This is a genomic window from Flavobacterium sp. FlaQc-48 (assembly GCF_044007335.1).
Taxonomy (GTDB): Bacteria; Bacteroidota; Bacteroidia; order Flavobacteriales; family Flavobacteriaceae; genus Flavobacterium.
In genome coordinates this window covers 132,773-157,261 of the sequence record NZ_JBIPCR010000006.1, presented here as the reverse complement: position 1 = coordinate 157,261, position 24,489 = coordinate 132,773, and the positions used below count along the sequence as shown (strand labels likewise).

Sequence of the window (24,489 nt, the reverse complement as noted above, 5' to 3'; positions counted from 1 at the left end):
TTACAGTGTTTCGTCTAACCATTTAAAAAATTCACCTTGCCAGACCTGAGCATTTTGCGGGTGTAAAACCCAGTGATTTTCATCAGGGAAATATACAAATCTGCTTTTGATCCCTCTTAGCTGGGCTGCCTGAAAAGCTTCTTGTCCCTGCCCAATTGGTACGCGGTAATCTTTTCCTCCCTGGAAAATCAAAATAGGTCTGTTCCAGTTTTGAACCAATGTTGCAGGGTTAAAAGTCGTGTAGGCTTTTTGTGCTACTGCATTATCTTTTTCCCAGTATGCACCACCAAAATCCCAGTTGTTAAAGAAAACTTCTTCAGTAGTTCCTAACATACTAACAGTGTTGAAAACACCATCGTGAGCAATAAAAGTTTTGAAACGGTTTTTATGAATTCCGGCTAAATAAAACACAGAATAACCTCCGTAGCTTGCACCCACGCAACCTAAACGGGATTTATCAACATAAGTCTCCTTTGATACATCATCAATTGCAGAAAGGTAATCGTCCATAACCTGTCCGCCCCAGTCTTTACTAATTTTCTCATTCCATTCTACACCATGTCCCGGCATTCCGCGACGGTTTGGTGCCACAACAACATAACCTTTAGCAGCCATTAACTGAAAATTCCAACGGAAAGAATACGATTGTGTCAACGGAGATTGTGGCCCACCCTGACAAAACAATAAAGTAGGGTATTTTTTAGCAGCATCAAAATTTGGAGGCAAAATTACCCAAACCAACATTTTTTTACCATCGGTAGTCGTAACATAACGTTTCTCTGTTTTGCTAATAGCTAACGTTTTGTATGTATCTGTATTTACATTCGATAACTGTTTCCAGGAGTTTTTCTTCAGGTTAAAAGAATAAATCTCCGGAGCGTGGTTCATGTCGTTTCTGGTAACAATGATATCATCACCAGCAAGGCCAACTAAATCATTTACGTCAAAATCGCCATTTGTCAATTGACGAACCGTGATTGCTATTCTTGTCAAACCAGGAAAGTTTACCGTAAAAATTTGTTTTGTACCATCAACTGCTGCTACAAAAAATACATTTTTGCCATCTTTGCTCCAGATAAAATTATCAACCGTTCCGTCCCAATTGGCCGTTAAGTTGGTTTTGATTCCTTTAAACTCGACAATAATGTCGTTTTTGTCCGCTTCATAACCGTCACGTTTCATTTGTAACCAGGTTAAATTTCCTGTTGGAGAAAACTGTGGTGCGGTATCGTAACCTAAGTTCCCCTCGGTTCTGTTTATTGTTTTTTGAGTTTCTAAATTGTACTCATAAATATCGGTATTGGTAGAAATGGCATATTGTGTTCCTGCTTTTTTCTTGCATACATACAAAATGCTTTTGCTGTCAGGAGACCAGATATAATCTTCGTCGCCGCCAAAAGGTTTTTGGGGAGAATCAAAATTTTCGCCTTTCAGGATGTCAATGCCTTTTGCACCGTCTTTGTTTTCTTTATAAAAAACGTGGTTAAATTTACCCTCGTTCCAGGTATCCCAATGACGATAATCTAAACCATCATAAATCTGAGCATCAGACTTGTCCAGTTTCGGGTAGAAATCTTTACCTAAAACTTTGTCAATTTTTACTTCTTCATTGTACACTAAAAACTTTCCGTCAGGCGAAATGTTTTTGTCGGCCAAAATTTCTTTGGTGTCTTTAATTTCAGTGGCATTTCCGCCATTAACAGGAATGATGTAAAATTTCGAAGACGATTTGTTTTCTTCGATGGAAGGAGTCGAAACCTTAAAAACAACATTCTTCGCATCTTTTGAAAGTCCAAGCGCACTCACTCGTCCTAATTTCCATAACAATTCCGGAGACATTACATTCTGTCCGATAGCGTTTAAACTCATCATTATTAAGGTTGTAAATAATACTTTTTTCATAATAAAATTCTAATATTCGTGGGGCTAAAAGTACAAATATATTTTAGCAAGTAAATGTTAAAAGATTTAAACCATGTCAGGAATATAAGTTTATTTAAAATTAAAAAAAGAGGGATAAAGCAGTATGTTTTTTTAATGGTAAAAAGAATAAACATTTATAGGTTTAAATGAACTTATATTCCTTATAGGGTTCAAAAAAATCAGTATTTTTATAAAAAATTGACAAATGGATTTAAGTTATTGGGAACTGAAAAATTGGTTCACTAATGTTGATTATACCATCGTAGGCAGTGGCATTGTTGGCCTGCATGCAGCGTTACGCTTACGCGAAAGATTTCCAGGGGCGAAAATCCTGGTGCTGGAAAAAGGAATGCTGCCTCAAGGTGCCAGTACCAAAAATGCCGGTTTTGCCTGTTTTGGAAGTCTTTCTGAAATTTTGGAAGATTTAAAAAACCATTCAGAAGAAGAGGTAATAAATTTGATCGAAAAACGTTGGAAAGGTTTGCAATTGCTTCGAAAAAGAGTAGGAGATGCTGCAATTGATTTTAAACCTCATGGCGGATATGAAGTATTCCTGAAAGAAGATGAAAGCGGATTTAGTGAATGTATTTCAAGGTTGCCTTTTATCAATGAAATTTTAAAACCGCTTTTCAAAGCTGATGTTTTTTCGAAAGAAGTAGATAGGTTCGGGTTTGAAAACATTCAGGAATATTTAATTTTTAACCCTTTCGAAGCACAAATCGATACCGGAAATATGATGCAGGAATTGCTAAGACAAGCTGTTTCTGAAAATATTTTAATTTTAAATCAACAAACGGTAACTTCGTATGCCGATTTAGGAAATCAGGTCGAAATTGTACTGAATGATTTTAGCTTTAGGTCAAAGAAGGTACTATTTGCCACAAATGGTTTTGCAAATGCGATTACAAAAGGCGCCGTACAACCGGCACGCGCGCAAGTTTTAATTACAGAGCCCATCGCAAATTTAGATATCAAAGGCACTTTTCACCTGGACCGCGGTTATTATTATTTTAGAAATATAGACAACAGAATTTTACTTGGCGGAGGTCGTAACTTAGATTTTGAGACCGAAAATACTACAGAATTTGGCCAGACGAAAATTGTACAAAATAAATTGGAGGATTTACTTAAAAATGTAATTTTACCAAACCAGGATTTCAGGATTGCCCATCGTTGGAGCGGAATCATGGGAATTGGAAACAGTAAAAATCCTGTTGTTGCCCAATTGTCTGAAAACGTGTTTTGTGGAGTACGTTTAGGCGGAATGGGAGTAGCAATTGGGAGTTTAATAGGAACAGAATTAGCAGATTTAATATAATGGCAGTAACCAAAAAACCGGCACCAAAACCAATCGCAAACAAACCGAAACCGAAACCATCCCCCAAAAAAGGCAAGCGCTCTCTGGGTGAAAAAGTAAAATGGTTTTTTATAAAACTATGTTTATGGTTTTTTGGTGTTTCTATCGCATCTGTGATCATCTTTAAATATATTCCGGTGCCTTTTACACCTTTAATGGTAATTCGTGCGATCGAGAATAAATTTGCTGGTAAAGAAGTTTTCTTTGATCACGACTGGGAACCTATCGAAAAGATTTCAATGAATTTGCAAAAAGCCGTAATCGCCAGTGAAGACGGAACTTTTTTAAAGCACAATGGTTTTGATTTTAAGGCACTCCAAAAAGCATACAAAAGCAACGAACGCGGACGCCGAATTCGTGGAGGAAGTACGATCTCGCAACAAACCGCCAAAAATGTCTTTTTATGGCAGGGCAAAAGTTATTTCCGTAAAGGCCTGGAAGCCTATTTTACGGTTTTAATTGAAGTAATTTGGGGCAAGGAACGTATTATGGAAGTCTATCTGAACAGTATTGAAATGGGCGATGGCGTTTATGGGGCGTATGCCGCAACAGAACATTGGTACCGTCGTGATGCGTCAAGCTTAACACCAATGCAGGCGGCTGGAATTGCTGCCATATTGCCAAATCCCAGAAAGTTTAAAGCTACAGGTTCTTCCAGTTATATCAACCGAAGAAAACAAAGAATTGTTCGTGAAATGCGCGCTGTTGGAAAAATAAATTATAATGCGAAATAAAAAATATTTTATTGCGCTTTTATTTCTGACATCGGCATTGGCTATGGGACAGGGAAAAACGGCCGAAATTGGTTTAATTACCGATAATGATTTATACACATCATCAAAAAATGATATGTATTATACCAACGGTCTGGAACTTTTCTACCGTTTTCTATCGAAAAATGAGAATCCGAAAATCAATAAAAAAATTACGGAATTCCGAATAGGGCAATACATTTATAATCCGAGATTTATTAATGAAACTGCGGTTGACATCAATGATCGCCCATTTACGGGTTATCTTTTTGCCGAAGCAGGAAAAAGTTTTTTTTACCAAAGTGAATCCGTTTTAAAAACCGATTTTCAATTAGGGTTTATGGGGCCAAATGCTTTAGGCAGGCAAACCCAGGAAAGTTTCCATCATCTTATTGGGTATAAAAAAGTCTTTGGTTGGGAAAATCAGCTTACGAATGCTTTTGCCGTTCAGGCACATGTGATGTATTCGAAGAAAATGTTTCCATCAAAACATAATGATTTTATAGACCTTCATTTTCAGTCCGAAGCTAATCTGGGTACTATCTTCGATGGCGTTTCTACAGGATTCTTAACCCGAATAGGTTTCAAAAAGTTACTCCCAATTTACGATTCGAATTTGCACGATGCTTCGGTAAGTTTCGAACCGCAATACAATATTAGGGAGTTTTACTTTTATGCGATGCCAAGTGTCAATTATCAATTTTATGATGCCACGATTCAGGGAAGTATGTTCAGTAGTACAAGTCCGCTAACTTTTGATTTGGAACCGCTTCGTTTTAATGCAGAGTTTGGCTTAAAATACAGGCACAACAATTTCAATATGTCGTATTCTTTTATTTATAGAGGACGAGAATTAAAAGATCCTGAGACCAATACCAATTCGGGTTATTTTTATGGATCTATACGTTTTGGGTATTTACTGAAGTAGTTTTTTTTAGTTGCTGAGCTTCTGAGAAACTAAGCTTCTAAGTTTTGTGTCTTGAAAAATAAAATTAAACTTTAATGTATAACTATGTGGGGGTATTTCTTTGAATTCGCTTTTTTGCTTTTTATTTGTTTCCTCTCATACAAAGTGGGATCGTATTTAGTATCTGATTTTATTACAGGTTTTATTTTTTTGGTGTTTTTTACAAACTTTTATTTTCAGGGTGATATACGTTCAAAAGGAGAAATTCCAATATATTTCTTTAACCTGTTTCTGTACATTATCTTATTCCTTTCATCATTATTTATCTATTTTGACAGGGATAATGAAAAAAGGATGTATTATATAATCCCAATTCTAATGTACGTTTTTATAATAGTATTAGAAACTTCAGTCTTAAGATATAAGGAGGCTTTTGGCGCTATGTATATTCCCATTGCATTAGCTTTTTTTCCGCTGTACTTTTTTAAGTATTATAAAAAATATATAAAAGGGGGGGAAAATCTTCAATAGATTTAAAATATCGATTATTTTGTTGAACACCTGTAATTGTAAATCTGCGTTATCGGGTATGAAAATATAGTGTTGCTTTAATAATGAATATAATAACTTAGCAGAACTAAAAATCTTAATCCTTAATTTGAAATGATTTATAAAATAGCCGGAAGAATCGCGATCACTTTATTGTCTTGTATATCATTTATAGCATGTGCCCCTAAAGAAAAAAGCAATTTTGAAATAGCACCGGTTAATTTCTTAGATAAAAAATATCAGGAAAATGGTTTTGTTTTACCCGATACTTCAAAAACGGAGCGAACTTATCCGTCTTATCTTTCATCTGATGATCTTGGTGTTTTTAGTGTTAATTATATTGGAAAAACAGTTAGTGAGCAATTTTTTTGGGAAGCAGATTATATGTTTGGTTTTTTCTCTGATGAAAATAAAGCAACAATTGGAAACCCTAAAATAACAGATCAAAAAGTAAAGGACGTTCTGAAAAAGAATTCAGATAAATATTATATAGTCGCGGCGTATTTTCCTAAGGAAGAAATGACTGATTATAAAAGTCCTGAAGATTTTAAAATGAAAGACGATGCTTGGGTTTATTTTTATTTGTATGACCATAACAAATGGACTTTTATTAAAAAAACAGCATCGAACAAAATAGACAAGAAAGGAATTACGCTCTATAATGATTTGCTTTTAGACTATAAACTAAAAGATGTAAAGCCAATACCGAAAGAGTTTCAGGGTAAGTTTTCTGTAAATGTTGAAACAGAAATAACGTCAACCGGAATGGCAAATATAACCTATCATTTTTCCATTTTAAAAGACAAAGTTATGCTGGAGATGGAATCGTTTCATGAACCGGTAACCTGCATGGGAGCATACAAAGCATTGCAGCATGAAAATGTTTTAGACTTGTTTTATGTTGAAAATGATGATATTAGATGTAAGCAGATTAATAATACTTTCTCCATAAAAAAAGAAAACGATAAATACTACGTAAAAGGAGCCGGAGCATTAGCAACAAGTGAAGACTGGGTTGAATTAAGTAAAGATTAAATAGAGTCTAAACAACTTATGAGCTCATTATTTTATATTGTCAAGCCCAATAGCACAGATTTGTAATTCGTGCTATTGGATAATTTTCTAATGGATTAATCGATTTCAGTATTTTCCAATAACTCATCCCATTTTTTAGAGAGGTATGCTGTTACAGAATTTAATATTTCGGGATTGACATCGGCTGTAGTTTGTATTTTGTTGTTGAACGATGCTATTCCTTCTTCAAAATTTATATAAGCCGAAACATGACTGTCTCCCCAGAAGAATGGGTACACGATTGCCAGATTATCGGTACTTTCGCTTATATACTTTTCCAGGCTAATGACAAAGGCAAACATGGGCAGCATTTCTAAATAATTTTCGCTAAAAAAAATAATTCCCAATCGCCACTCTTCAGAAGCCTCATCATAATCAGAAAAGGCAAAGGCTTGTTGGGCATCGAGCCATCCGTCAAGAACGCTTTTATTGTTGGCATCGTTATAAGCGCGCAGCCATTCTGTAGTCAAATCCATTTTAGAATACATATTCCGGCTTTCCCACCATGCCAGCCAATTATTGTTTAATTCCGGCTTTTGAGGAGAACTGCTTAAAAAATTTTCGAATTGATTTTTTGTGATTTTTACCTTAACGAATAATGAACTTAACTCTGACATAATTTCTGCATTTGTATTTGACGGTTTATATATCTAAAGTAAATCATATCCTGAAATAAATAATATGATTTTTGAAATTTAATTTTACCATATAAGTTACACATCAAGAGTGAAATTAAACGATCGCTGTTTTTTATAAGATTATAAAAAGATATAAAATGTTAGAATAAGGTATAATTTGAGTAGTTAAGCCATTGATAAAAAGGAGTAAATTACGACATAAAAAGTATTGTTTAGGAAAATTCTTAAAAAGCAATATATTTGTATCGAAATAATAGTATAATAACTTCGATTATGAAAACACACCAATTAATTGCCCTTTGCCTAACGGGTTTAATCGTTACATCTTGTGGAAAAAAAAGTGAAGATGGAAAAGAGGAAGTAAAAACAGAGCAAACTACAGAAAGTTCAACTAGTAGTCCGGCAGACGGATCTGATACTAAAAAAGGAGAGAAAATTGAAATCAGGAATTTTGATTTTTCCACTATTGCCCAAAGTAATGCCACAATAGGCGAATTCCCTTATCTAAAAGAGATTCCGGGTTATAAGGTTTCCAGCGATGATTTTAAAGAAAAAGACTTTGACAGGATTGTCGTTTATGATGGAAAAGCTTTTTCGGGTATAGAAGGACGATTGCTGTATAAAAAAGGATATACCGAAGACGAAAAAACATTTTCATTGTACAAAACCATTAAACAGTTCGAAAGTGCTTGTGAGAAACTAAATGCAACTAAAATTTATTCTCTTTCGCGTGAGGAATTTAGTAATGCCCTTTTTGGCGGAAGTCATCATTTAATGTCACTTTTTCCGGAGAAAGAAAGATCATATCTGGTGAGTAACGGAGATAAAGAAACTGCTTTGTATGCCTTGAAGAAAGACAATAAAAAAGTATTGTTCTATCTGACTTTAGATAGTTATTCAGGTGGCAATTATCAATTGTATGTTGTTGAAGAAAGCAAACTAGACGATAAATAAGGTTTAACCCAACCCGTAGAGTTAAAACACACAATCTTGTCATCCCGGGGAACGAGGGATCACACAAGGAACTAACACAACGTTTTTCTAAATGGTTTATTTCTAACCGAAGATTTTGTCTTTGAAATGAATGTATTGGAAATTATATTTTGTAGGGATGGATTATAATCCATCCCTACAAAATATATCATTCCTGTGGAATTCTCTAATAAGAATTGATAGGAAGAAATCATGTTATAAGGATGAGCACACAATCTTGTCATGCCGAGGAACGAGGGATCACACAAGGAACTAACACAACGTTTTTTCTTTTGCCCTGTCAGGGCAATCTTCACGGTTAATTCAGTTCGTAGTGCGTTGCACTACGCTGTTGCCTTTGGGCTTTCAGCCCATTTTTAAAGGTTTCTAATATGTATGGTTTGCAGTTTGATTCTAAAATAGAAGTGTTAGAATCCGCTCTGAAAGAGCTTGAGCAATAGCATAGTGCGAAGCACTATGAAAAAAAACGGTTGTTATTTAAGCCCTGTAAGGGCGAAAGCCTAATCCCAAAGGGAATTTCCATCGTATACTAGATGATAGATATTTAAGAATACCGTCACTTTTTTTGTTTTGCCTTCTTAATGCAACAATATTCAACGCTGATGCTTTGGGATTTTGAGTACAATTCTAAAAGGTTTCGAATAATACTTATGGTCTAGTGCATTTGATTAACCGCAAATAAAACATATCTTTTTTCTGTAGCAGCTTTTTTCCAAAACTCTAACGAATTCTGAAACCAGGTCCATGTATATTCAAAATATTCATTTGTTAATTTAAAGACATACTCATCACTATCGATATTGTAATAGGCGGTGCGCAATTGTTCTTCGGTGACTGTTATTATAGCCTCAGCAATTTGATTGACCTGTTCAGGGTTTTTTAGTGACATAATATAATCATCTTCATGATAAATTTGTTCTCCGCCCATAATTACATGATTTAAAGGGAAAGTTCCGTTTGTCCAATCAAATTTTCCATCGGTTAAACTTCTGTGTAGTGCATTCCATGATTTATCAAATTCAGAAAATCTTTCGGGGTGATTGCTCATCAATTCTTCTTCAATCTCTTCTTGTAGAAATTGTAATCGATCTTTGTCAGATTTAAAAGATTTAAGCTTGAAAACTGTTTTTTCATCAATAGAAAAAAGTACACCCAGACAACTCATAATAGTAGATTTTATTAAGTTAATGCTTTTATTTTTAAGGTTTAGTTATTTGATTTTAAAGAATGTATACAAAAAAATAAAATTGACAGTATAATGAGATACTTTTAAAGCTGTAATTGTAAAATAAGTCAAAAAATTGAAGTCTGTGCTTTTGCCCTGTCAGGGCAATCTTGACGGTTAATTTAGTTCGTAGTGCGTTGCACTACGCTGTTGCTTTTGGGCTTTCAGTCCATTTTTAAGCGATTTTTTACTTATGAAATGTTAGTTCTCCTTATTTGGTGATCAAACCAATTATTTGATAAGCACTAAATCTCCATCGACAAATCCTGTGGCGATGTGTTTTCTTTTGAAAATCTGGGTTTCAGAAAGTTCTGAACTCAGCTCTTTTAGAACTTTTGTAACAATCTCCAAAACTTCTTCCCATTCTGAGTCGTCTGGCATTGTAAAATTGGGACAAGTTTTTTGTTGAGGTCTGTATTCTTCGTCGCATGCCCAGTCTTCATTTTCTTCATCAAACCACTTGGTTCCAACCAACTCAATACCATATGGTTCATATAAATTGAAACTAAAAGCGATAATATCAGCAGGAATTTGTTCTGTTTTGTCAATTTCTAAAATCCAATTCTTAATGGATGTTTTTGCTTTATTGTAAGATGTTTTTGATTTTGACATAATTTTGTGTATAAATAATTAAATCTGTTCGACTTAGTAAAAGTATGGTATTTCTTTTTTTTTGTATTACTCTAAAAGTCCTATTGTTGTCAAAATAAGACAGATTTTTAAAATATACAAAAAGCCACTCTGTTTCCAGAATGGCTTTTTGTATATTTTAAATTGCAAATCAACATTGTCGTTGTTTACAAAAGGGTTTATTTATCCTTGATTATTCTTTCTAAATACTCCACTTTTTCTTTTTCAGCAAGAACCAAACGCTCATAAAGTTCAACTACTTTATCAAGAGGATTGAAGTTACAAATTGCTCCACTAGCAAAATTTCCAAAGTTCCCTGGACTATCGTTGAAAGTATTAAAATACGTAATCATATTTTCTTCCGAAAAACTTTTTATGGCTTCTGCAGTTACGCCAAGTGCTTTTGCTATTTCGATAAGTTTTTCTTCGTCTATTGTTTCGCTGTTTTCGATAGTCGATATCGTTTGCTGGCTCATACCCAAAGCCTGGGCCAAAGCTTCTTGTTTCATATCTCGTAGTTCACGAATACGGCTGATTTTTCGGCCTATATGATTTTGTTTTGTTGCTGTGCTCATAATTCAAAGGTATTTAAAATTCTTTTACAAAATAGTTTTTGGTGAAAAACAAGGTTGTTCCTGTACGATACTATTTTGTATTGCTGTAAACAAAAATAAAATTTTTCTTATAAATATCGAAAATTAGAAAATAGTTCCTTTTTCTTTTAAAATAAATGAAATGGTTTAATTACCACTCCATAAAAACAATAAAATGATTGTCGGGATCTTTTAGAAAGAGCGCTTTTCCGCCGGGATAATCCCAGGGACCGGAAAATGTGCCGGAAGGCATTTTTGTGACATCAGATTCGTGGCTTTGGCTGAGTTGGTTTTGTATAAAGGTGTTGTACAATTCGTCTACGGCTGCTTCGTTTATTTCGACATTGGCTTCGTTAACGGGTTTTTGTATGGTGCTTATTTTTAATTCGGCATGGTTACCAATAGGTACAAAGAAAGTTTTTTGTGTGTGGGCAAAGGTTTCGGTTTTGAGATTAAAGACTTTTTGGTAAAAACCAAACGACATTTCGAGATTGGAACAATACAGCCAGAAAGAAATTTTCATAGAAATGTTTTAAGTAAAGTTATCTGCTACTACAATTAAAAAAAAGTTCTTGTAAAAACTAAATCGTCTCTTTTAGCCCCGATGGAAGCGGTATCCTTTTTCCTGCTTCTTTAGCAGGAAAAAGATATAGCTGAGAGCGGGACAATTCGTCTTTTGAAAACAAATCTTCTTAGCTCCTGAATTTTTAAATCATCAATTTAATGACGGTTATCGCATTGAAGATAAATGTCTTCGTTTGACTTGTCGATTATTGAAATAGCCGGACACCCGAAGGACTGGTATTCAAAACCAAAAACAACTGGCGGTTTGTCCTTAAACAGTTTTCCGGTATATTGCTCAATAGAGTCATCTCCGTTTTCATAGTTTAACGGAGCGGGAGAGGTGCCTTCGCTTTGGCTGTAGAGCTTTTCGATTATGATATCTTTTGTTTTAGAATTGGCTACCAGAAGACGTCTGGCATAAATTATTTTATGACTGTCTAAGTAGTCTTGTAAGAAATAATTATAGCTGTCGGTTTGATATAAGTATGTATTGCCCGGAATTGTATTTTTTAACAGCACACGATCTTCGCTTTTCATAGATTTGGAAGGATAGTCTTTAGCCGGCATTTTTTTCCATGCAATAGGCTTTAAGGCTTCTTTTGCAAAGGGGTTTTCTTTTCCTACGTAAACGATCACATTTGTATAATAGTCACTATATCCGTTTAAATATTGTTTGCTGATTTCAAAACCAATCATATAATCGTAATTGTGATAAGGCCAGTCTTCGTCTGAAGAGTAACCATTTAGCAATGCGGCAGTTTTAAGGTTTTTTATCGCAAATGAAGCTTGTTTTTAGCATAATCGTAAACAAAAAGGGAATCGGTTTCGGAAATGTTTGTTTTGGATAAAAACTGGTTTCTGTATTTCTCACCAAAGGTAAAATATTGAGCAGCGGTTTTTCCCATTTTTTCGATATTGGGCAAAAGGAGTTTATCTGAAGGATTGTCATTTACAGGATAAATATCCGAAAGGGAAACAAAAGCAACATCTGTGCTGTCTCTGTAAGTAAGGGTAAATAAATTGATGCTTTCTTTGCGCGGGGCTTCTTCGTTTGGTACAGAGTCGTTTTGGATTGCTGTAGTTTTGACCAAATTGGGTTTTTTGTTTTTTGTTTCCTCTTTTTTATTACAGGACAACAGAAAAAGAAACGAAGTGCCAAGAATTAAAGTTGTTTTTAGATTCATAAATTAGTAAGCTTAAATTAGGTTGTAGAAGATTGATAAAGTTAAAAATCCTGATTTATTTGTTGTTATTGAATTTTACCGTTTATTGCAGTAATCATTCTGTTTTTCCAGTCGTCAATCTCTGGCTGTGTTGAAAATCCTTCTCCTTTTGTTGTTTCGTTGATACTGTCAAGGATTTCGAGTGTATGTTTTAAACCGAAGAAATTACCAATGTTTATAATGTCCTGGTCACTTATTTCATATTCCCACCAACGAAGAATTTCTGTAATAAATATACCATCCCAAGTAAAACAATGTTGAGCTTCGGTCATTTTTTCTTCAATGTAATAGGAGGTATAGCCATTTAGTTTACTATCGTACGCAAATATTTTTGAATGTGTATAGGCTAAGATTGGTTTATACCTATGGATTAAATAAGTGTCTTGCTGAGTTTTTTTTAAATTTAAGATAGCCCACGGATCCTGATAATCTTTATCAAAGTGATAATCTTTCATTATCTGATTGGTACAGTTGCCATCAAAAAGGCTTAAAATGTTTGGGGATAATTGAAGTTCTGTAATTAGGTTTCGTATATCATGGTGTGTTGTTCTTTCGTTGTCATTTTCTGATCCAGACTGCCAATGTTTGTGATTCATGTCTAATCTACTTTTAATTTGTTATTATTCTATTTCGAAAGTACTATTACAAAGTATACGATTGAAAATAGCAGCAAAACCAATCCAATAATAAGCAAGACATCATCTTCGACGGTGTTTACGTTTTTTCTGATTAGAGAATAACGATGAAATAATAGTCCAATTTCATAACAAAGCAAAAATGCGATTAACGCTGCTAAACCGTATAGCCTGGCTAATCCGCCGTTTCCGCTAAAGGCGCCTTCGTGGGCAAACCAGCTCACAATAAGAACCAGCGGAACAATTAATAATGCTGATTTTATAACAACCGGACTTCCTTTCCAGAACAGTAATACAATCAATGCGATTATGGGTACGAGTAACCATCGGAGTAATAGTGTCATATCGTTTGGTTTTGAGTTAAATTTAATTGTTTTTTATGGCGATAATGTTTCCGGTGTTTTTATTAAAGGTAATGGTTTTGTTTGGTCCTCCGTAAAAAAGCGTGAGTGTTAGTGTGCTGTCGGTTTCAGTGTTAAAAATGATGTCTTTTGCTGTCCGAATTTTTATATTCATGTTATCGTTTCTCAGTTGATAATCGGTGCTCTTTATTATTCTTTTTTCCAGAAGGCCGTGTTTTTCTATTACTTCAAGCCATGGTGGCGCCATTGCACTATAGCTTATAATTTGTGCCCTGTATTTTTCATTTAGATTTTTATCTATCATTAATCCTAATGATGTAGTCGAAAGGATCCATGCATAAAAAGGCATCATAAGCGGTAAAATACTGAGTATTATGGTGGATATAATTCCTGCCAAAAGTAATTTTGCCATAATTTTTTTCCAGAATACCACGATTACCACAAAGCTGGTAATAAACCACAGCCAATATAAAACCACATCGCTGTAATACCCTCTTAAGCTAATGAGTTTAAAATAATACAAAAAGCAATCTATTGCCAGAAGCAAACTAAGGACCCAATAAACTTTTAGGACTATGGATTTTTTATTTGGGCTCATGATTATCAATGTTTCCGAGCAGTTTTTGAATTTGCGGTAGTATTTCTTGTTTCATATTTCTGTTTTTAACTACCACACAAAATGTAGTAAGTGGGTAACCCGTTAATAATTTTCAGATTTTCATCTGTTCCTTCAAAAAACACGTGATCGCCGAGTTCTTTATTTACTTGCTGTTGATGTGTTTTTAATAAAAATTCGAGTGCCGTAAAATTTTTACCATTATCAGCTTTTAGTATGGCTAAAATTTCGACCTGATGTTCTTTTTCATCGGGGTATTCTTCAAAAATATTTTTGTCATCATCCGTTAAAGTCTCATTTTCGAGCAAATCAGTTGGTTTTATAATCCAGGCGGTATATTGAATTTGAAGTTCAGAAACCTCCGATACAATTTCATTTGGTTTCCAGAGTTCATCCGTTTTGTAAATTCTTTTTTGGTATTCGATAACTTCCTGATTAAATTCTTCGGTATCATGATAAAATTTTGAAGAAAAAACCCAGGCCACATTGTCTAATGTTCTGGTTGATTTGGTCTGGATGGCAGACGGTTTTTGGTCATCTTCGCACCATTTTAGGTAATTGACTGCTGTTGCATCTCCTAATAAAACGCTTTTTTGAAAATAAGGAAGCGCGTTGTCTTTTTCAAATTTATGATAATAGGCATAACCCATACGGAAATTCCAAAGCGGATCTTCTGCTCCCTTTTCATCCTGTGACAAAAGAGCCGTTATCGCTTTATCATAATCTGAATTGTTGTTATAAGCTCTGCCTAAAAGGTTTGTGAGTTCGTAGTTTAAATCTGCTTCAGGAAGAGCTTCAAGTGCCTGAATTATTTTAGTGTGTTTGTCTGCGTTATGCCATTGGGTTAATTGTTCTGTAAGTGCTGATTTTTGCCCCATTATCTCTGTCAATAAAGTTACTTTAATATCGTGTTCTCTTAATTTTTTGACTAACTCATCGTTGAGGCTTTCTTCTGAAAGTTCAAGAAACAACGCGTTTTCGTTAATTTCAGGGTATTGTAATGAAAAAATATCCATTTGATCTTTTAGCTCATCGTACCTTTTGTCGTCCTCTCTTACAAAACCCTGAGGAACTTTGTTTGGGGTTAACCATAACCATTTTTCTTTGTATGCACTTCTATAATTGGCATATCCGCTGTTAAAATAATTAGGTTCTTCAAACGTAATTTCAAGAATATTTTCAAGTTGTCTGGCTAGTTCTTCAATTGAGTTTTTGGTTTCTATCACCAATTCATTTTCTACATCCAGCTCTAATAGCTCCAGATATTCCTTAAAAGAATTTGCAATCACGTCCTGATGATCGCATTCAATGTCAATAAAAGAAATCTTAGGGCTTTTTTTATTTTCTCTGTAATCTAAACAAATGTACCAATGACCGTCTCCGTCAAGCGGAATAAGTCCATCAAGTTCAAAACTTACATATTCTTTAGATTCTTCCCAATCAAAGTTAATCAAGGACGGAAAATAGGGGCCAATTCCATTGATGATTTCATGAGGGGATTCCGGAAGTTTATATCGAAGGTACCCGCCATTTTGAAATTTCAAAATTTCTACCAATTCGTGGGGCAATTTAAAACCTATTTGGCTTTCTGCATTTTCCAGTATTTCATTTGTTAGTTGTGGCTGAAGGTAAGGCAGGTATTTTGGTGCTCTCCAGATATTTTGCAGGTTTTTTAATGTCATGTTTTGGGTTAGTGCTTTTATTTTAGTATTAGTGGATCATACAAAAATATAAAACCTGTGCGAAGAAATATCTTTCAAAAGTGATAATTGTGCCCCTAAGGATTGAATTTAATAATGCAATACTTAACCTTTTGATAATGTGTTGAATAGTTTAAAGCTTTACTTTTAATTCAAAATTTAAAGTTATGGAAATCAATTGGGTAATAATAGGAATTGTAATTGCGGTCGTAATTGTCCTGATCGTCTTGACGAATAGAAAAAACCAAAAAGAAAAAAAGAAACTGACAGATGTCTTGAATAACGATTTTAAAAAAGCCGAAAAAGAAAGAGTTGACGCTGAAGATTCAGCAAATGAAAAATAGGTAGAAGCCTTTTTAAAGAAAAAAATAAACCCTTGTAAACTATAGTGTTACAAGGGTTTTGTTTTGTGGAGAATACCGGATTCGAACCGGTCACCTCTTGCCTGCCAGGCAAGCACTCTAGCCAAATGAGCTAATCCCCCAAATCGTTAGCAAATAAAGTCAATTAATTTTCAAAAAACAAATTTCAAATCATGTTCTGTCAAAAATAGTTGCCAAAACCGTAACTTTACGATCAAATCTATTTTTATGAGTTCAGTAAATCAGAACGGTTCTTTACAAACTATTTTTAATGATAACGTTGCCACGGTTCAATTTGGACATCCGGCAAGTAATTCTTTTCCGCGTGAATTATTAGATCGTTTAACGTCAGAAATCAATGCTTTAAGTCTTAATGATGCTGTTTCGGTACTTGTTTTGCAAAGCGAAGGCAGCAGGGTTTTTTGCTCAGGGGCTTCGTTTGATGAACTGCTGCAAGTCGAGAATGAAGAGCAGGGAACTGAATTTTTCTCTGGTTTTGCGCATTTGATCAACGCGATGCGCAATTGTTCTAAACTTATTATTGCCCGTGTTCAGGGAAAAGCTGTTGGCGGCGGAGTAGGTATTATTTCAGCATGCGATTATGTACTCGCTACACCGGAAAGCGCTGTAAAGTTATCAGAATTAGCGATCGGTATTGGTCCGTTTGTGATTGAACCTGCCGTTTCCCGTAAAATAGGAAAAGCTGCAATGGCCGAAATGACTTTGGCAGCACACGAATGGAAACCGGCAGAATGGGCTTTAGAAAATAAATTGTTTTCTGAGATTCATAAAGCAGAAGATCTCGATAATGCCGTTGCAAATTTTGCCCAAAAATTAAGCGCATACAATCCCGAAGCGTTATTAGAAATGAAAAAGATTATCTGGGAAGGAACAGAGCATTGGGAATCGTTGCTTATCGAACGTGCCGCTATTACCGGAAAATTGGTTTTGTCTGATTTTTCAAAAGAAGCTTTACGTCAATTTAAAAAATAAATACGTATAATTTTCAAACACATAGAGACATAGTTTGTAAGTGTGAAAAAAAGACGTTTCACTTTGCATTAATTCACAATAGGCTATGAGTAAAAGCCGGCTTTTTGATTATTCTTATACGAAAGCCCAAAAACCTATCTCTCTATGTGTTTAACCAAAAATTAGTAGAATGTATATCATTTCATTATTACAACAAGTAGATGTTGCTGAGAAAATTAAAACCGCTCCTGATGGCAGTTATCAGATTGGAGTGGTCATTGGATCTTTTGTTCCTTTTGTCATTTTAATCGGAATTGCATATTGGATGTATAACAGAGCTAAAAAAAGAGATGGAAACGGTTATTAATTTGTAAATTTGCAACCTAAAATTCAAATCGATGAGTAATATCAGAATTACAAAGCAATTTAGTTTCGAAACCGGACACGCTTTGTACGGTTACGACGGAAAATGTAAAAACGTTCATGGGCACAGTTATAAATTATCGGTAACGGTTATTGGTTCACCAATCACGGATCGATCGAATGTAAAATTCGGAATGGTAATTGATTTTTCGGATCTAAAGAAAATTGTAAAAGAAGAAATCGTCGATCAGTTTGATCACGCAACGGTTTTTAACGAAACAACACCACATATCGAATTGGCAAATGAATTAAAAAATCGTGGTCACCACGTGATTTTAGTAGATTATCAGCCAACAAGCGAAAATATGGTCGTTGATTTTGCAGATAGAATTATCGCACGTTTACCAAAGGATATCTCTCTTTTCTCCCTTAAACTTCAGGAAACAGAATCTTCGTTTGCCGAATGGTATGCATCTGATAATGTCTAAAATAAATCCCGTTTTTTAAATCTCAAATTCCAATTCTTCGACTTGACTTACAATGACAATAGAGTAAAGTCTAAATAATCTAAGAAGTCTAACAATCTAATCATCTAAATGAAAAAAGTATATTTCGCTTCAGATCAGCATTTTGGTGCTCCAACGCCTGAGTTGAGTTTGCCGCGCGAACAAAAATTTGTGGCGTGGCTGGATGTGGTAAAACAAGATGCCGAAGCCATTTTTTTATTAGGGGATTTATTCGATTTTTGGTTTGAATATAAAACAGTTGTCCCAAAGGGTTTTGTACGGGTTTTAGGTAAACTGGCTGAAATTCGCGATAGTGGTATTCCAATCTATTTTTTCGTGGGAAATCACGATTTGTGGATGAACGATTACTTTGAAACCGAGCTGAATATTCCGGTTTATCATGACAATAAAGAATTTACGTTTAACGGAAAAACATTCCTGATTGGTCACGGAGACGGAAAAGGCCCCGGCGATAAAGGATATAAGAGAATGAAAAAGGTATTTACCAATCCGTTTTCAAAATGGCTTTTTCGTTGGCTGCATCCGGATGTTGGCGTAAGTTTAGCACAATATCTCTCCGTCAAAAATAAACTGATTTCCGGCGATGAAGATGTCAAGTTTTTAGGTGAAGAAAACGAATGGCTGGTTTTGTATGCCAAACGTAAACTCGAAACCAAACATTACAATTATTTTATTTTTGGGCACCGTCATTTACCCATGATTATTCCCGTTGGAGAAGATGCAAAATATGTGAATCTGGGCGACTGGATTGGCTATTTTACCTACGGCGTTTTTGATGGCGAAACCTTTGAACTTCAAAAATTTGAACAATAGTTACTTTTTATTGTTCGGATAAATTCCAATTTTGTGCGTTCTTAAGATATAGTTAGACATTTTTTTAGTAGTAGAAATTTGAAACTTAATGGCATTCGACATGGTTTTTGGCATGTGACAGGCTACGCAGTTATTGGCAAGTTCAATAGCTGAGGTTGTTTTTAAAGTGTTTTCATTGTGTTTTAAACCCTGATGACAACTCATGCAGATTTTAGAATAAGAAGCTAATTTGACTGGAGCATTTTCATGTGGGTTATGACACGTCATACAATCCATAACTTCGCTTTTTTGAAAACATTTACTTTGTGCCAATAAACCCAACTGATTACCGTGAACATCAAAATGAATACTGTCATTTGAAGAGGGAGTGGCTCTGAAATAATCGTTAAGATTATCTCCGGGTTTATATAAAAAACGGGATTTCATTTTTAATTTATCGTTTCCAGAATGGCAAATTGCACAAGCATCCAGTCTTTGTTGCCTGTTTAGATTTTTAAACAAAACTATATTTTGTGCTTTCTTTAAATCAGGAAATTTTAAGTGAGCCTGAACATGACTTCTTGAGGGTCCGTGGCAACGTTCGCAGTCAATACCGAACACCAGTGTTTTAGGGTTCATAAAATTTTCAGCATCCATCATCATTGAATTTACTTTGTCAGAACTTGTAGTTACATATTGACTTGCAATATTAGAACTATGGCAGGCATAACATTCCTTGGCTATTTCTCTGGTAAAATTAGGCTGGTCTGCCGGATACCCGGGACTTGTCGCCCAACTGTTTATTGATTTGTAATAGGATATTGGTAATTCGTAAGTGTAGTGATTTTTCCAAAAAGCACTTGTTTGTGCGTGTTTGGTTCCAAAAACAATGTCAAACGGATGTGCTTCAACTTCTTTTCCGTTTTTGTATAAAACCTGATATAAACTGTCGTTGCGTTTTTCCATGACCAGTTTGGTGTTTTTGTCATAGATAAAAACATGATTTCCTTTATTGAAATGACCCAGTACATTTTCAAGGGTTGCAGGCGCAGTAGCTTTGAAATGGGAACTTTTAAAAGCTAATTCGTGTTGTGTCTTGTGGCATTGAATGCAGCTTTCAGAACCGGCATAATCGGTTCCGCGAGGATCAATGTAATTGTCAGATTCGTTTTTACAGCTTGTCAGAAAAGCCAGAAGCATAACGAAAGTAAAAAGAATACAGTTTTTTTTCATTGCTGTAAATATACTTTTTTTTGAATAAAACAAAAATATATTTCAATAATGAAAATATGTAGTTAAAATATTTAGAATGTTTCTTAATTTAAGCCAATTCCATAAACATATTCATCCAGCTCAATTCTAAATAATGAACCTTCAACCAAATCTTTAATCGATTTTAATTCTTTTATAGAAACTGCTAAATCTATGGCTGCACAAGGGGTTTTAAGTAAAAACTTGTGACAGGAATTTTTTAATTCGCAAGCTTCACAACATGCATTTTCGATCATACTGTCTTCAATCAGATCGCAAAAATGATTCAATTCCTGAACCGTAAAATAGAATCCGGTTTCTTTAAAAACCAATTGTACTTTATCAGTTATAGTTTCGTTTTCCTTTTTCCAGTAAAAGGCAATTCCAAAGTTGTTGTGGTATAGTTGTTCTATTTCTCTCATTATGGATGCTTTATTTCAACAAATATAAATATTATTTATATTAATTCTAAATAAAAAAGTCATAAAATTTGCAAAAAAATATTCACTTTACAAGATGTGTACATTTATTATAATCTGAAAACAGAAAATTAAAATGTACTTAGTATCGATGGTTTAATTCCTTTTTTTATTTAAGCCAGTTTTTTAAATGAGACAGAAACTCCTTTTGTTGGTCCACAAAAAGATAATGAGAACAATTGTTCAGTAAAGCGAAATGATCTTCTCCGGCCAGATCCTTAATAGATTTGATCTGTGAAGGTGAAAAAATACCATCTTCTTTTCCATAAATGGCATAAATAGAAATGCCTTTAGCTTTTATTTTCTTTAAAGATGATCTGGTGTCTATATTGTTTCTCTTTTCATTTTGATAGAAAAGTAACGGAGCATTTTTATTCCGGATATTGGTTTTAAAAAAATTACTTGCTTCGTAATTGGCATATAATTTTTTTGATTTTTTGGTTGGATGTGGCATTTTAAAATAACCGTTGTCACTTGCCAGATCAAAACAATGTTTTCTATATCCGGCAGAATTTTTATCGAGTTTTTCTACATAGGATATCTTATTGTGTGTTTTAGAATCTTCCCAATGCGTTTTCTTGAGAGAATTCAAAATATGGTCGTATGTTTCCTGTTGCGAAAATAAAGCTCCGGCCAATATTAGAGAATTGACATTTTGAGGATATTTTTCGGTATAAAGTGTTGCTACTAAACCGCCAAAACTATGTGCGAGAAGTGTTGCTTTTTTTAAATTGTACTTTTTATAGATAGTATTTAAATCCTGAAAAGCTTCTGCATACGTAAATTTTGCATCAGGATCTGCAGATCTTCCTTCGCCTCTTCGATCATAAACAATTACATAAAATCCCAAATCAGCTAATTTTTGAGCTGTTGTAGCTTCAAATAAAGTCGAATTTCCACTTGGACCTCCGTGAATAAAAATTATGGGTTTTTCCTTTTTGTTTCCGTAGGTTTTAATATACAGATTTTGTCCGTTTGCAAAAACAGACATTATAAAAAAGAAAGCCAATAATAATTGTTTCATTATTCCATATTCTGATGATCGTCCATATCTTTATTAAGGTCTAAATTTCTAAATGTCGGCGATTTTAATGCCGTTACAATAACAGTCAAAAGTGTAATGCTTCCTCCAAAAACAACAGATGTTACGGTTCCCATTAATTTTGCTGTTGCACCACTTTCAAAAGCACCTAATTCATTAGAAGATCCAACAAAAATTGAATTTACAGCGCCAACTCGTCCACGCATATGATCAGGAGTTTTAAGCTGTAAAATCGTTTGACGAATTACTACCGAAATTCCGTCAGCAAGTCCACTCAAAAATAAAGCGAAAACAGAAAGCCAGAATGACGTAGAAAGACCAAATAAGATGATCGATAATCCGAAAACAAATATGGCAACTAAAAGTTTCTTTCCTGCATCTTTGTATAAAGGCACATAAGCAGAAACGAGCATTGTAATGAAAGCTCCTACTGCGGGAGCAGCTCTTAATATACCAAAACCTTCAGCGCCAACTTTTAAGATATCCTGGGCAAAAACAGGTAATAAAGCGACAGCGCCTCCAAAAAGTACCGCAATCATGTCAAGCGATAAAGCGCCTAAAACAATTTGGTTTTTAAATACGAAAGTTAAACCTTCGGTAAGACTATCTTTTATTGATTCTCCAATCTTTGGATTTGTGATTGGTTTTTTACTGATTTGTGATAAGGCAATTAAAGAAAGAATGGAGAATCCAAAAACCAGGCACATTGACCAGTGAACGCCGATCCAGTTAATAGAGAATCCAGCCAGCGCAGGGCCCATAACGGCTCCGATTTGCCAAACCGAACTGCTCCAGGTAGCAGCATTTGGATATGCTTTTTTAGGAATAATAAGCGATAGCAGAGAGAAAATAGTGGGGCCAAGAAAAGCTCTGACTAATCCGCCCAAAAAAACTAAAGTATAAATGGAATATAAAATAACAGTTGGAGATAAATCGCCAACCACTTTTGGCCACGTCACTAAAAACAATCCGAAACTAATTACAGAAAATCCCAGAATACATTTTACCAATAATCCCTTTTTTTCCTTTTGGTCCACAATATGCCCGGCAAATAATGCCATGGAAATTGCAGGAATTACTTCCATTAAACCAATAATTCCTAACGAAAGCGGGTTTTTAGTTAAACTGTAAACTTCCCATTCTATCACGATAAATTGCATGGCCCAGGCAAAAACCATAGCGAAACGCAATAATAAAAAAACATTAAATTCTCTGTAGCGTAATGCCTGATACGGATCCCGCTTATTTGTTTTAGTTGTCATTTGTTCTAATGTCTTTAAGCATAAGTTGAGTAGAAACGGAGCCGTTCCACTCGTTTTCAGCCAGTGAATAAGCCAACTGAAAAGGTTTTTGATTTTTTACAATATCTATTTTTTTTCCAAGGCCAAAACCTATTGCGGCGATTCCATCTGAATTCTGTTGTTTTATAAAAAGCCTCAAATGTTCCTCTTCGCCTCCCAGAGTTTTAGCATAACCTGTATCTTTGGCATCTTTAGTCATAAAAACAGGTGTCATATTTAAAGGGCCAAAAGGCTCAAATTGTTTTAAAATCCGTATCAGTTTTGGGGTGATATCAGAGAAGTTAATTTCGGCATCTACTTCTATTTCCGGTGTTCTCATTTCGGGTAAAATGGTTTCCTCGACCTGTTTTTCAAAAGCTTCTTTAAAGGTGGTATAGTTCTCTGCTTTTAAAGTCATTCCGGCGGCATACATGTGCCCTCCAAATTGTTCTAAATGTTGGGAACAGGCGTCAAGCGCATTATAAACATCAAACCCTTTTACAGATCTGGCCGAAGCTGCATATTTATCGCCGCTTTTGGTAAAAACCAAAGTTGGGCGGTAATACGTCTCAATCAATCTTGAAGCAACAATTCCAATGACGCCTTTATGCCAGTCTTCCTGAAAAACAACGGTCGAAAACCGATCTTGTTCATTGTTTGTCAGGATTTGCTGAAAAGCTTCTTTGGTAATTTGTTTGTCCAGATCTTTTCGGTCAGAGTTATATTGTTCTATTTCGGAGGCAAATTGCTGGGCTTGCTCAAAATTAAATTCCGTTAACAACTCAACAGCATGATTGCCATGTTTGATTCGTCCGGCAGCATTTATTCGGGGAGAAATGATAAAAACGACATCCGTAATATCTAATGTTTTCTTTTTTACCTGATGTACCAGCGCTTTTATTCCAGGTCTCGGATCTGAGTTGATAACCTGCAATCCGAAATAAGCCAAAACCCTGTTTTCACCAGTTATAGGGACAATATCGGCAGCAATTGCCGTAGCAACTAAATCCAGATATGGAACTAGATCTTCAATCGTTTCGTTCCTGTTTTTTCCTAAAGCCTGTATTAATTTAAAACCAACACCACAACCACACAATTCATCATAAGGATAAAAGCAATCTTCTCTTTTTGGATCTAAAATAGCAACGGCATCCGGAAGAAATTCTCCTGGACGGTGGTGATCGCAAATGATAAAATCAATGTTTTTTTCTTTCGCATAGGCAATATGGTCAATCGATTTAATCCCGCAGTCTAAAGCAATAATCAATGAAAATCCGTTATCATCGGCAAAGTCAATTCCTTTAAAAGAAATTCCGTACCCCTCGGCATAACGATCCGGGATATAAGTCGCAATATTTGGATAATGCGATTTTAAATACGCCGAAACCAAAGAAACAGCCGTTGTTCCATCAACATCGTAATCACCAAAAACTAATATATTTTCCTGATTTTCAATCGCCAGTTCTATTCGGGAAACGGCTTTGTCCATGTCTTTCATCAGGAACGGATCGTGTAAATGTTCTAATGAAGGGCGGAAGAAATTTTTGGCATCTTCGAAAGTTTCGATCCCACGCTGAATCAAAAGTGTTGCTACAAAATCCTCTACATTAAGGGCTTGCGCCAAATGTTTGACTTTGTCTTCAGAAGGTTTTGTTTTTAATGTCCAACGCATTTTTTATT

At 34.9% G+C, this 24,489-nt stretch carries 27 protein-coding genes and 1 tRNA gene; 10 read left to right on the top strand and 18 right to left on the bottom strand.

Annotated elements, in window-relative coordinates; genetic code table 11:
* Complete coding sequence (locus tag ACHRWY_RS12020) at nt 1–1,902, bottom strand: S9 family peptidase (RefSeq protein ID WP_395354844.1); 1,902 nt, start codon at nt 1,900–1,902, stop codon at nt 1–3.
* A 226-nt stretch (nt 1,903–2,128) separates the two neighbouring features.
* Between ACHRWY_RS12020 and ACHRWY_RS12015 the strand changes: the two genes are divergently transcribed.
* The 4 genes from ACHRWY_RS12015 to ACHRWY_RS12000 all read left to right on the top strand — a co-directional run bounded on the left by ACHRWY_RS12015 (nt 2,129) and on the right by ACHRWY_RS12000 (nt 6,523).
* A complete protein-coding gene (locus tag ACHRWY_RS12015; RefSeq protein WP_395354842.1) occupies nt 2,129–3,241 on the top strand; it encodes an NAD(P)/FAD-dependent oxidoreductase in 1,113 nt (370 codons plus the stop codon).
* Nucleotides 3,241–4,014: a monofunctional biosynthetic peptidoglycan transglycosylase gene (gene mtgA / locus ACHRWY_RS12010; RefSeq protein ID WP_395354840.1), complete on the top strand. Its 774-nt coding sequence runs from the start codon at nt 3,241–3,243 to the stop codon at nt 4,012–4,014. Before ACHRWY_RS12015 ends, mtgA begins: the two co-directional genes overlap by 1 nt.
* Nucleotides 4,004–4,960 (top strand): lipid A deacylase LpxR family protein, encoded by a 957-nt coding sequence (locus ACHRWY_RS12005; protein WP_395354838.1) that lies wholly within the window; start codon nt 4,004–4,006, stop codon nt 4,958–4,960. The genes mtgA and ACHRWY_RS12005 overlap by 11 nt, the downstream gene beginning before the upstream one ends.
* A gap of 642 nt (nt 4,961–5,602) precedes the next feature.
* Nucleotides 5,603–6,523: a hypothetical protein gene (locus ACHRWY_RS12000; protein WP_395354836.1), complete on the top strand. Its 921-nt coding sequence runs from the start codon at nt 5,603–5,605 to the stop codon at nt 6,521–6,523.
* Nucleotides 6,524–6,618: 95 nt separating this feature from the next.
* On the opposite strand, the gene ACHRWY_RS11995 is transcribed toward ACHRWY_RS12000, so the two are convergent.
* A complete protein-coding gene (locus ACHRWY_RS11995; protein ID WP_395354835.1) occupies nt 6,619–7,179 on the bottom strand; it encodes a hypothetical protein in 561 nt (186 codons plus the stop codon).
* Nucleotides 7,180–7,473: 294 nt separating this feature from the next.
* Between ACHRWY_RS11995 and ACHRWY_RS11990 the strand changes: the two genes are divergently transcribed.
* Nucleotides 7,474–8,154 carry a hypothetical protein gene (locus ACHRWY_RS11990; protein ID WP_395354833.1) on the top strand — a complete coding sequence of 227 codons (681 nt, stop codon included), beginning with the start codon at nt 7,474–7,476 and terminating at the stop codon, nt 8,152–8,154.
* A gap of 694 nt (nt 8,155–8,848) precedes the next feature.
* Here the strand turns inward: ACHRWY_RS11990 and ACHRWY_RS11985 are convergent.
* The 10 genes from ACHRWY_RS11985 to ACHRWY_RS11940 form a co-directional block, all read right to left on the bottom strand.
* Nucleotides 8,849–9,358 carry a YfbM family protein gene (locus ACHRWY_RS11985; protein ID WP_395354832.1) on the bottom strand — a complete coding sequence of 170 codons (510 nt, stop codon included), beginning with the start codon at nt 9,356–9,358 and terminating at the stop codon, nt 8,849–8,851.
* 291 nt (nt 9,359–9,649) lie between these two features.
* Nucleotides 9,650–10,030, bottom strand: a complete 381-nt coding sequence (locus ACHRWY_RS11980) for a hypothetical protein (protein ID WP_395354830.1) — start codon at nt 10,028–10,030, stop codon at nt 9,650–9,652.
* A gap of 197 nt (nt 10,031–10,227) precedes the next feature.
* Entirely contained in the window at nt 10,228–10,623 is a 396-nt protein-coding gene (locus ACHRWY_RS11975; protein ID WP_395354829.1) for a helix-turn-helix domain-containing protein, read from the bottom strand.
* Nucleotides 10,624–10,792: 169 nt separating this feature from the next.
* A complete protein-coding gene (locus ACHRWY_RS11970) occupies nt 10,793–11,164 on the bottom strand; it encodes a VOC family protein (protein WP_395354827.1) in 372 nt (123 codons plus the stop codon).
* Nucleotides 11,165–11,361: 197 nt separating this feature from the next.
* Entirely contained in the window at nt 11,362–11,955 is a 594-nt protein-coding gene (locus ACHRWY_RS11965) for a hypothetical protein (RefSeq protein ID WP_395354826.1), read from the bottom strand.
* Nucleotides 11,956–11,975: 20 nt separating this feature from the next.
* Entirely contained in the window at nt 11,976–12,389 is a 414-nt protein-coding gene (locus ACHRWY_RS11960) for a hypothetical protein (protein ID WP_395354824.1), read from the bottom strand.
* 65 nt (nt 12,390–12,454) lie between these two features.
* Entirely contained in the window at nt 12,455–13,024 is a 570-nt protein-coding gene (locus tag ACHRWY_RS11955; protein WP_395354823.1) for a hypothetical protein, read from the bottom strand.
* Nucleotides 13,025–13,053: 29 nt separating this feature from the next.
* The gene (locus tag ACHRWY_RS11950) at nt 13,054–13,407 is read right to left on the bottom strand and encodes a hypothetical protein (protein WP_395354822.1); all 354 of its coding nucleotides are present in this window, start codon (nt 13,405–13,407) and stop codon (nt 13,054–13,056) included.
* Between the two features lie 22 nt (nt 13,408–13,429).
* Nucleotides 13,430–14,023, bottom strand: a complete 594-nt coding sequence (locus tag ACHRWY_RS11945) for a hypothetical protein (protein ID WP_395354821.1) — start codon at nt 14,021–14,023, stop codon at nt 13,430–13,432.
* Nucleotides 14,024–14,088: 65 nt separating this feature from the next.
* Nucleotides 14,089–15,723, bottom strand: a complete 1,635-nt coding sequence (locus ACHRWY_RS11940) for an SMI1/KNR4 family protein (RefSeq protein ID WP_395354819.1) — start codon at nt 15,721–15,723, stop codon at nt 14,089–14,091.
* A gap of 185 nt (nt 15,724–15,908) precedes the next feature.
* Here ACHRWY_RS11940 and ACHRWY_RS11935 point away from each other — a divergent pair, with 185 nt between their 5' ends.
* On the top strand, nt 15,909–16,085 hold the full coding sequence (locus ACHRWY_RS11935) for a hypothetical protein (protein ID WP_395354817.1): 177 nt from the start codon (nt 15,909–15,911) through the stop codon (nt 16,083–16,085).
* A gap of 66 nt (nt 16,086–16,151) precedes the next feature.
* On the opposite strand, the gene ACHRWY_RS11930 is transcribed toward ACHRWY_RS11935, so the two are convergent.
* Nucleotides 16,152–16,225 (bottom strand) — tRNA-Ala (locus tag ACHRWY_RS11930).
* A gap of 106 nt (nt 16,226–16,331) precedes the next feature.
* On the opposite strand from ACHRWY_RS11930, the gene ACHRWY_RS11925 reads away from it, so the two are divergent.
* The 4 genes from ACHRWY_RS11925 to ACHRWY_RS11910 all read left to right on the top strand — a co-directional run bounded on the left by ACHRWY_RS11925 (nt 16,332) and on the right by ACHRWY_RS11910 (nt 18,778).
* Nucleotides 16,332–17,096: an enoyl-CoA hydratase/isomerase family protein gene (locus tag ACHRWY_RS11925; RefSeq protein WP_395354815.1), complete on the top strand. Its 765-nt coding sequence runs from the start codon at nt 16,332–16,334 to the stop codon at nt 17,094–17,096.
* A 169-nt stretch (nt 17,097–17,265) separates the two neighbouring features.
* Nucleotides 17,266–17,442, top strand: coding sequence for a hypothetical protein (locus tag ACHRWY_RS11920; RefSeq protein WP_395354813.1), 177 nt, complete (start codon nt 17,266–17,268; stop codon nt 17,440–17,442).
* A gap of 31 nt (nt 17,443–17,473) precedes the next feature.
* On the top strand, nt 17,474–17,926 hold the full coding sequence (locus ACHRWY_RS11915) for a 6-carboxytetrahydropterin synthase (RefSeq protein ID WP_230033446.1): 453 nt from the start codon (nt 17,474–17,476) through the stop codon (nt 17,924–17,926).
* Nucleotides 17,927–18,034: 108 nt separating this feature from the next.
* A complete protein-coding gene (locus ACHRWY_RS11910) occupies nt 18,035–18,778 on the top strand; it encodes a UDP-2,3-diacylglucosamine diphosphatase (protein WP_395354811.1) in 744 nt (247 codons plus the stop codon).
* On the opposite strand, the gene ACHRWY_RS11905 is transcribed toward ACHRWY_RS11910, so the two are convergent.
* From ACHRWY_RS11905 to recJ, 5 genes are all read right to left on the bottom strand, one after another.
* Entirely contained in the window at nt 18,779–19,990 is a 1,212-nt protein-coding gene (locus ACHRWY_RS11905; protein ID WP_395354810.1) for a cytochrome c3 family protein, read from the bottom strand.
* An 83-nt stretch (nt 19,991–20,073) separates the two neighbouring features.
* On the bottom strand, nt 20,074–20,430 hold the full coding sequence (locus ACHRWY_RS11900; protein ID WP_395354809.1) for a hypothetical protein: 357 nt from the start codon (nt 20,428–20,430) through the stop codon (nt 20,074–20,076).
* 166 nt (nt 20,431–20,596) lie between these two features.
* Entirely contained in the window at nt 20,597–21,511 is a 915-nt protein-coding gene (locus ACHRWY_RS11895; RefSeq protein ID WP_395354808.1) for an alpha/beta fold hydrolase, read from the bottom strand.
* Nucleotides 21,511–22,791, bottom strand: a complete 1,281-nt coding sequence (locus tag ACHRWY_RS11890) for an MFS transporter (RefSeq protein ID WP_395354806.1) — start codon at nt 22,789–22,791, stop codon at nt 21,511–21,513. The genes ACHRWY_RS11895 and ACHRWY_RS11890 overlap by 1 nt, the downstream gene beginning before the upstream one ends.
* The gene (gene recJ / locus ACHRWY_RS11885) at nt 22,781–24,481 is read right to left on the bottom strand and encodes a single-stranded-DNA-specific exonuclease RecJ (protein WP_395354805.1); all 1,701 of its coding nucleotides are present in this window, start codon (nt 24,479–24,481) and stop codon (nt 22,781–22,783) included. Before recJ ends, ACHRWY_RS11890 begins: the two co-directional genes overlap by 11 nt.
* Nucleotides 24,482–24,489 lie beyond the last annotated feature (8 nt).

Coding starts and splice junctions, on each gene's coding strand:
- ACHRWY_RS11905 (WP_395354810.1), bottom strand. CDS start 19,990: ATGAAAAAAAACTGTATTCTTTTTACTTTCGTTATGCTTCTGGCTTTT.
- recJ (WP_395354805.1), bottom strand. CDS start 24,481: ATGCGTTGGACATTAAAAACAAAACCTTCTGAAGACAAAGTCAAACAT.
- ACHRWY_RS12005 (WP_395354838.1), top strand. CDS start 4,004: ATGCGAAATAAAAAATATTTTATTGCGCTTTTATTTCTGACATCGGCA.
- ACHRWY_RS11975 (WP_395354829.1), bottom strand. CDS start 10,623: ATGAGCACAGCAACAAAACAAAATCATATAGGCCGAAAAATCAGCCGT.
- ACHRWY_RS11985 (WP_395354832.1), bottom strand. CDS start 9,358: ATGAGTTGTCTGGGTGTACTTTTTTCTATTGATGAAAAAACAGTTTTC.
- ACHRWY_RS11945 (WP_395354821.1), bottom strand. CDS start 14,023: ATGAGCCCAAATAAAAAATCCATAGTCCTAAAAGTTTATTGGGTCCTT.
- ACHRWY_RS11890 (WP_395354806.1), bottom strand. CDS start 22,791: ATGACAACTAAAACAAATAAGCGGGATCCGTATCAGGCATTACGCTAC.
- ACHRWY_RS11940 (WP_395354819.1), bottom strand. CDS start 15,723: ATGACATTAAAAAACCTGCAAAATATCTGGAGAGCACCAAAATACCTG.
- ACHRWY_RS12000 (WP_395354836.1), top strand. CDS start 5,603: ATGATTTATAAAATAGCCGGAAGAATCGCGATCACTTTATTGTCTTGT.
- ACHRWY_RS11900 (WP_395354809.1), bottom strand. CDS start 20,430: ATGAGAGAAATAGAACAACTATACCACAACAACTTTGGAATTGCCTTT.
- ACHRWY_RS11935 (WP_395354817.1), top strand. CDS start 15,909: ATGGAAATCAATTGGGTAATAATAGGAATTGTAATTGCGGTCGTAATT.
- ACHRWY_RS11955 (WP_395354823.1), bottom strand. CDS start 13,024: ATGAATCACAAACATTGGCAGTCTGGATCAGAAAATGACAACGAAAGA.
- ACHRWY_RS11970 (WP_395354827.1), bottom strand. CDS start 11,164: ATGAAAATTTCTTTCTGGCTGTATTGTTCCAATCTCGAAATGTCGTTT.
- ACHRWY_RS12020 (WP_395354844.1), bottom strand. CDS start 1,902: ATGAAAAAAGTATTATTTACAACCTTAATAATGATGAGTTTAAACGCT.
- ACHRWY_RS11910 (WP_395354811.1), top strand. CDS start 18,035: ATGAAAAAAGTATATTTCGCTTCAGATCAGCATTTTGGTGCTCCAACG.
- ACHRWY_RS11980 (WP_395354830.1), bottom strand. CDS start 10,030: ATGTCAAAATCAAAAACATCTTACAATAAAGCAAAAACATCCATTAAG.
- ACHRWY_RS11895 (WP_395354808.1), bottom strand. CDS start 21,511: ATGAAACAATTATTATTGGCTTTCTTTTTTATAATGTCTGTTTTTGCA.
- ACHRWY_RS11915 (WP_230033446.1), top strand. CDS start 17,474: ATGAGTAATATCAGAATTACAAAGCAATTTAGTTTCGAAACCGGACAC.
- mtgA (WP_395354840.1), top strand. CDS start 3,241: ATGGCAGTAACCAAAAAACCGGCACCAAAACCAATCGCAAACAAACCG.
- ACHRWY_RS12015 (WP_395354842.1), top strand. CDS start 2,129: ATGGATTTAAGTTATTGGGAACTGAAAAATTGGTTCACTAATGTTGAT.
- ACHRWY_RS11960 (WP_395354824.1), bottom strand. CDS start 12,389: ATGAATCTAAAAACAACTTTAATTCTTGGCACTTCGTTTCTTTTTCTG.
- ACHRWY_RS11990 (WP_395354833.1), top strand. CDS start 7,474: ATGAAAACACACCAATTAATTGCCCTTTGCCTAACGGGTTTAATCGTT.
- ACHRWY_RS11995 (WP_395354835.1), bottom strand. CDS start 7,179: ATGTCAGAGTTAAGTTCATTATTCGTTAAGGTAAAAATCACAAAAAAT.
- ACHRWY_RS11925 (WP_395354815.1), top strand. CDS start 16,332: ATGAGTTCAGTAAATCAGAACGGTTCTTTACAAACTATTTTTAATGAT.
- ACHRWY_RS11920 (WP_395354813.1), top strand. CDS start 17,266: ATGTATATCATTTCATTATTACAACAAGTAGATGTTGCTGAGAAAATT.
- ACHRWY_RS11950 (WP_395354822.1), bottom strand. CDS start 13,407: ATGACACTATTACTCCGATGGTTACTCGTACCCATAATCGCATTGATT.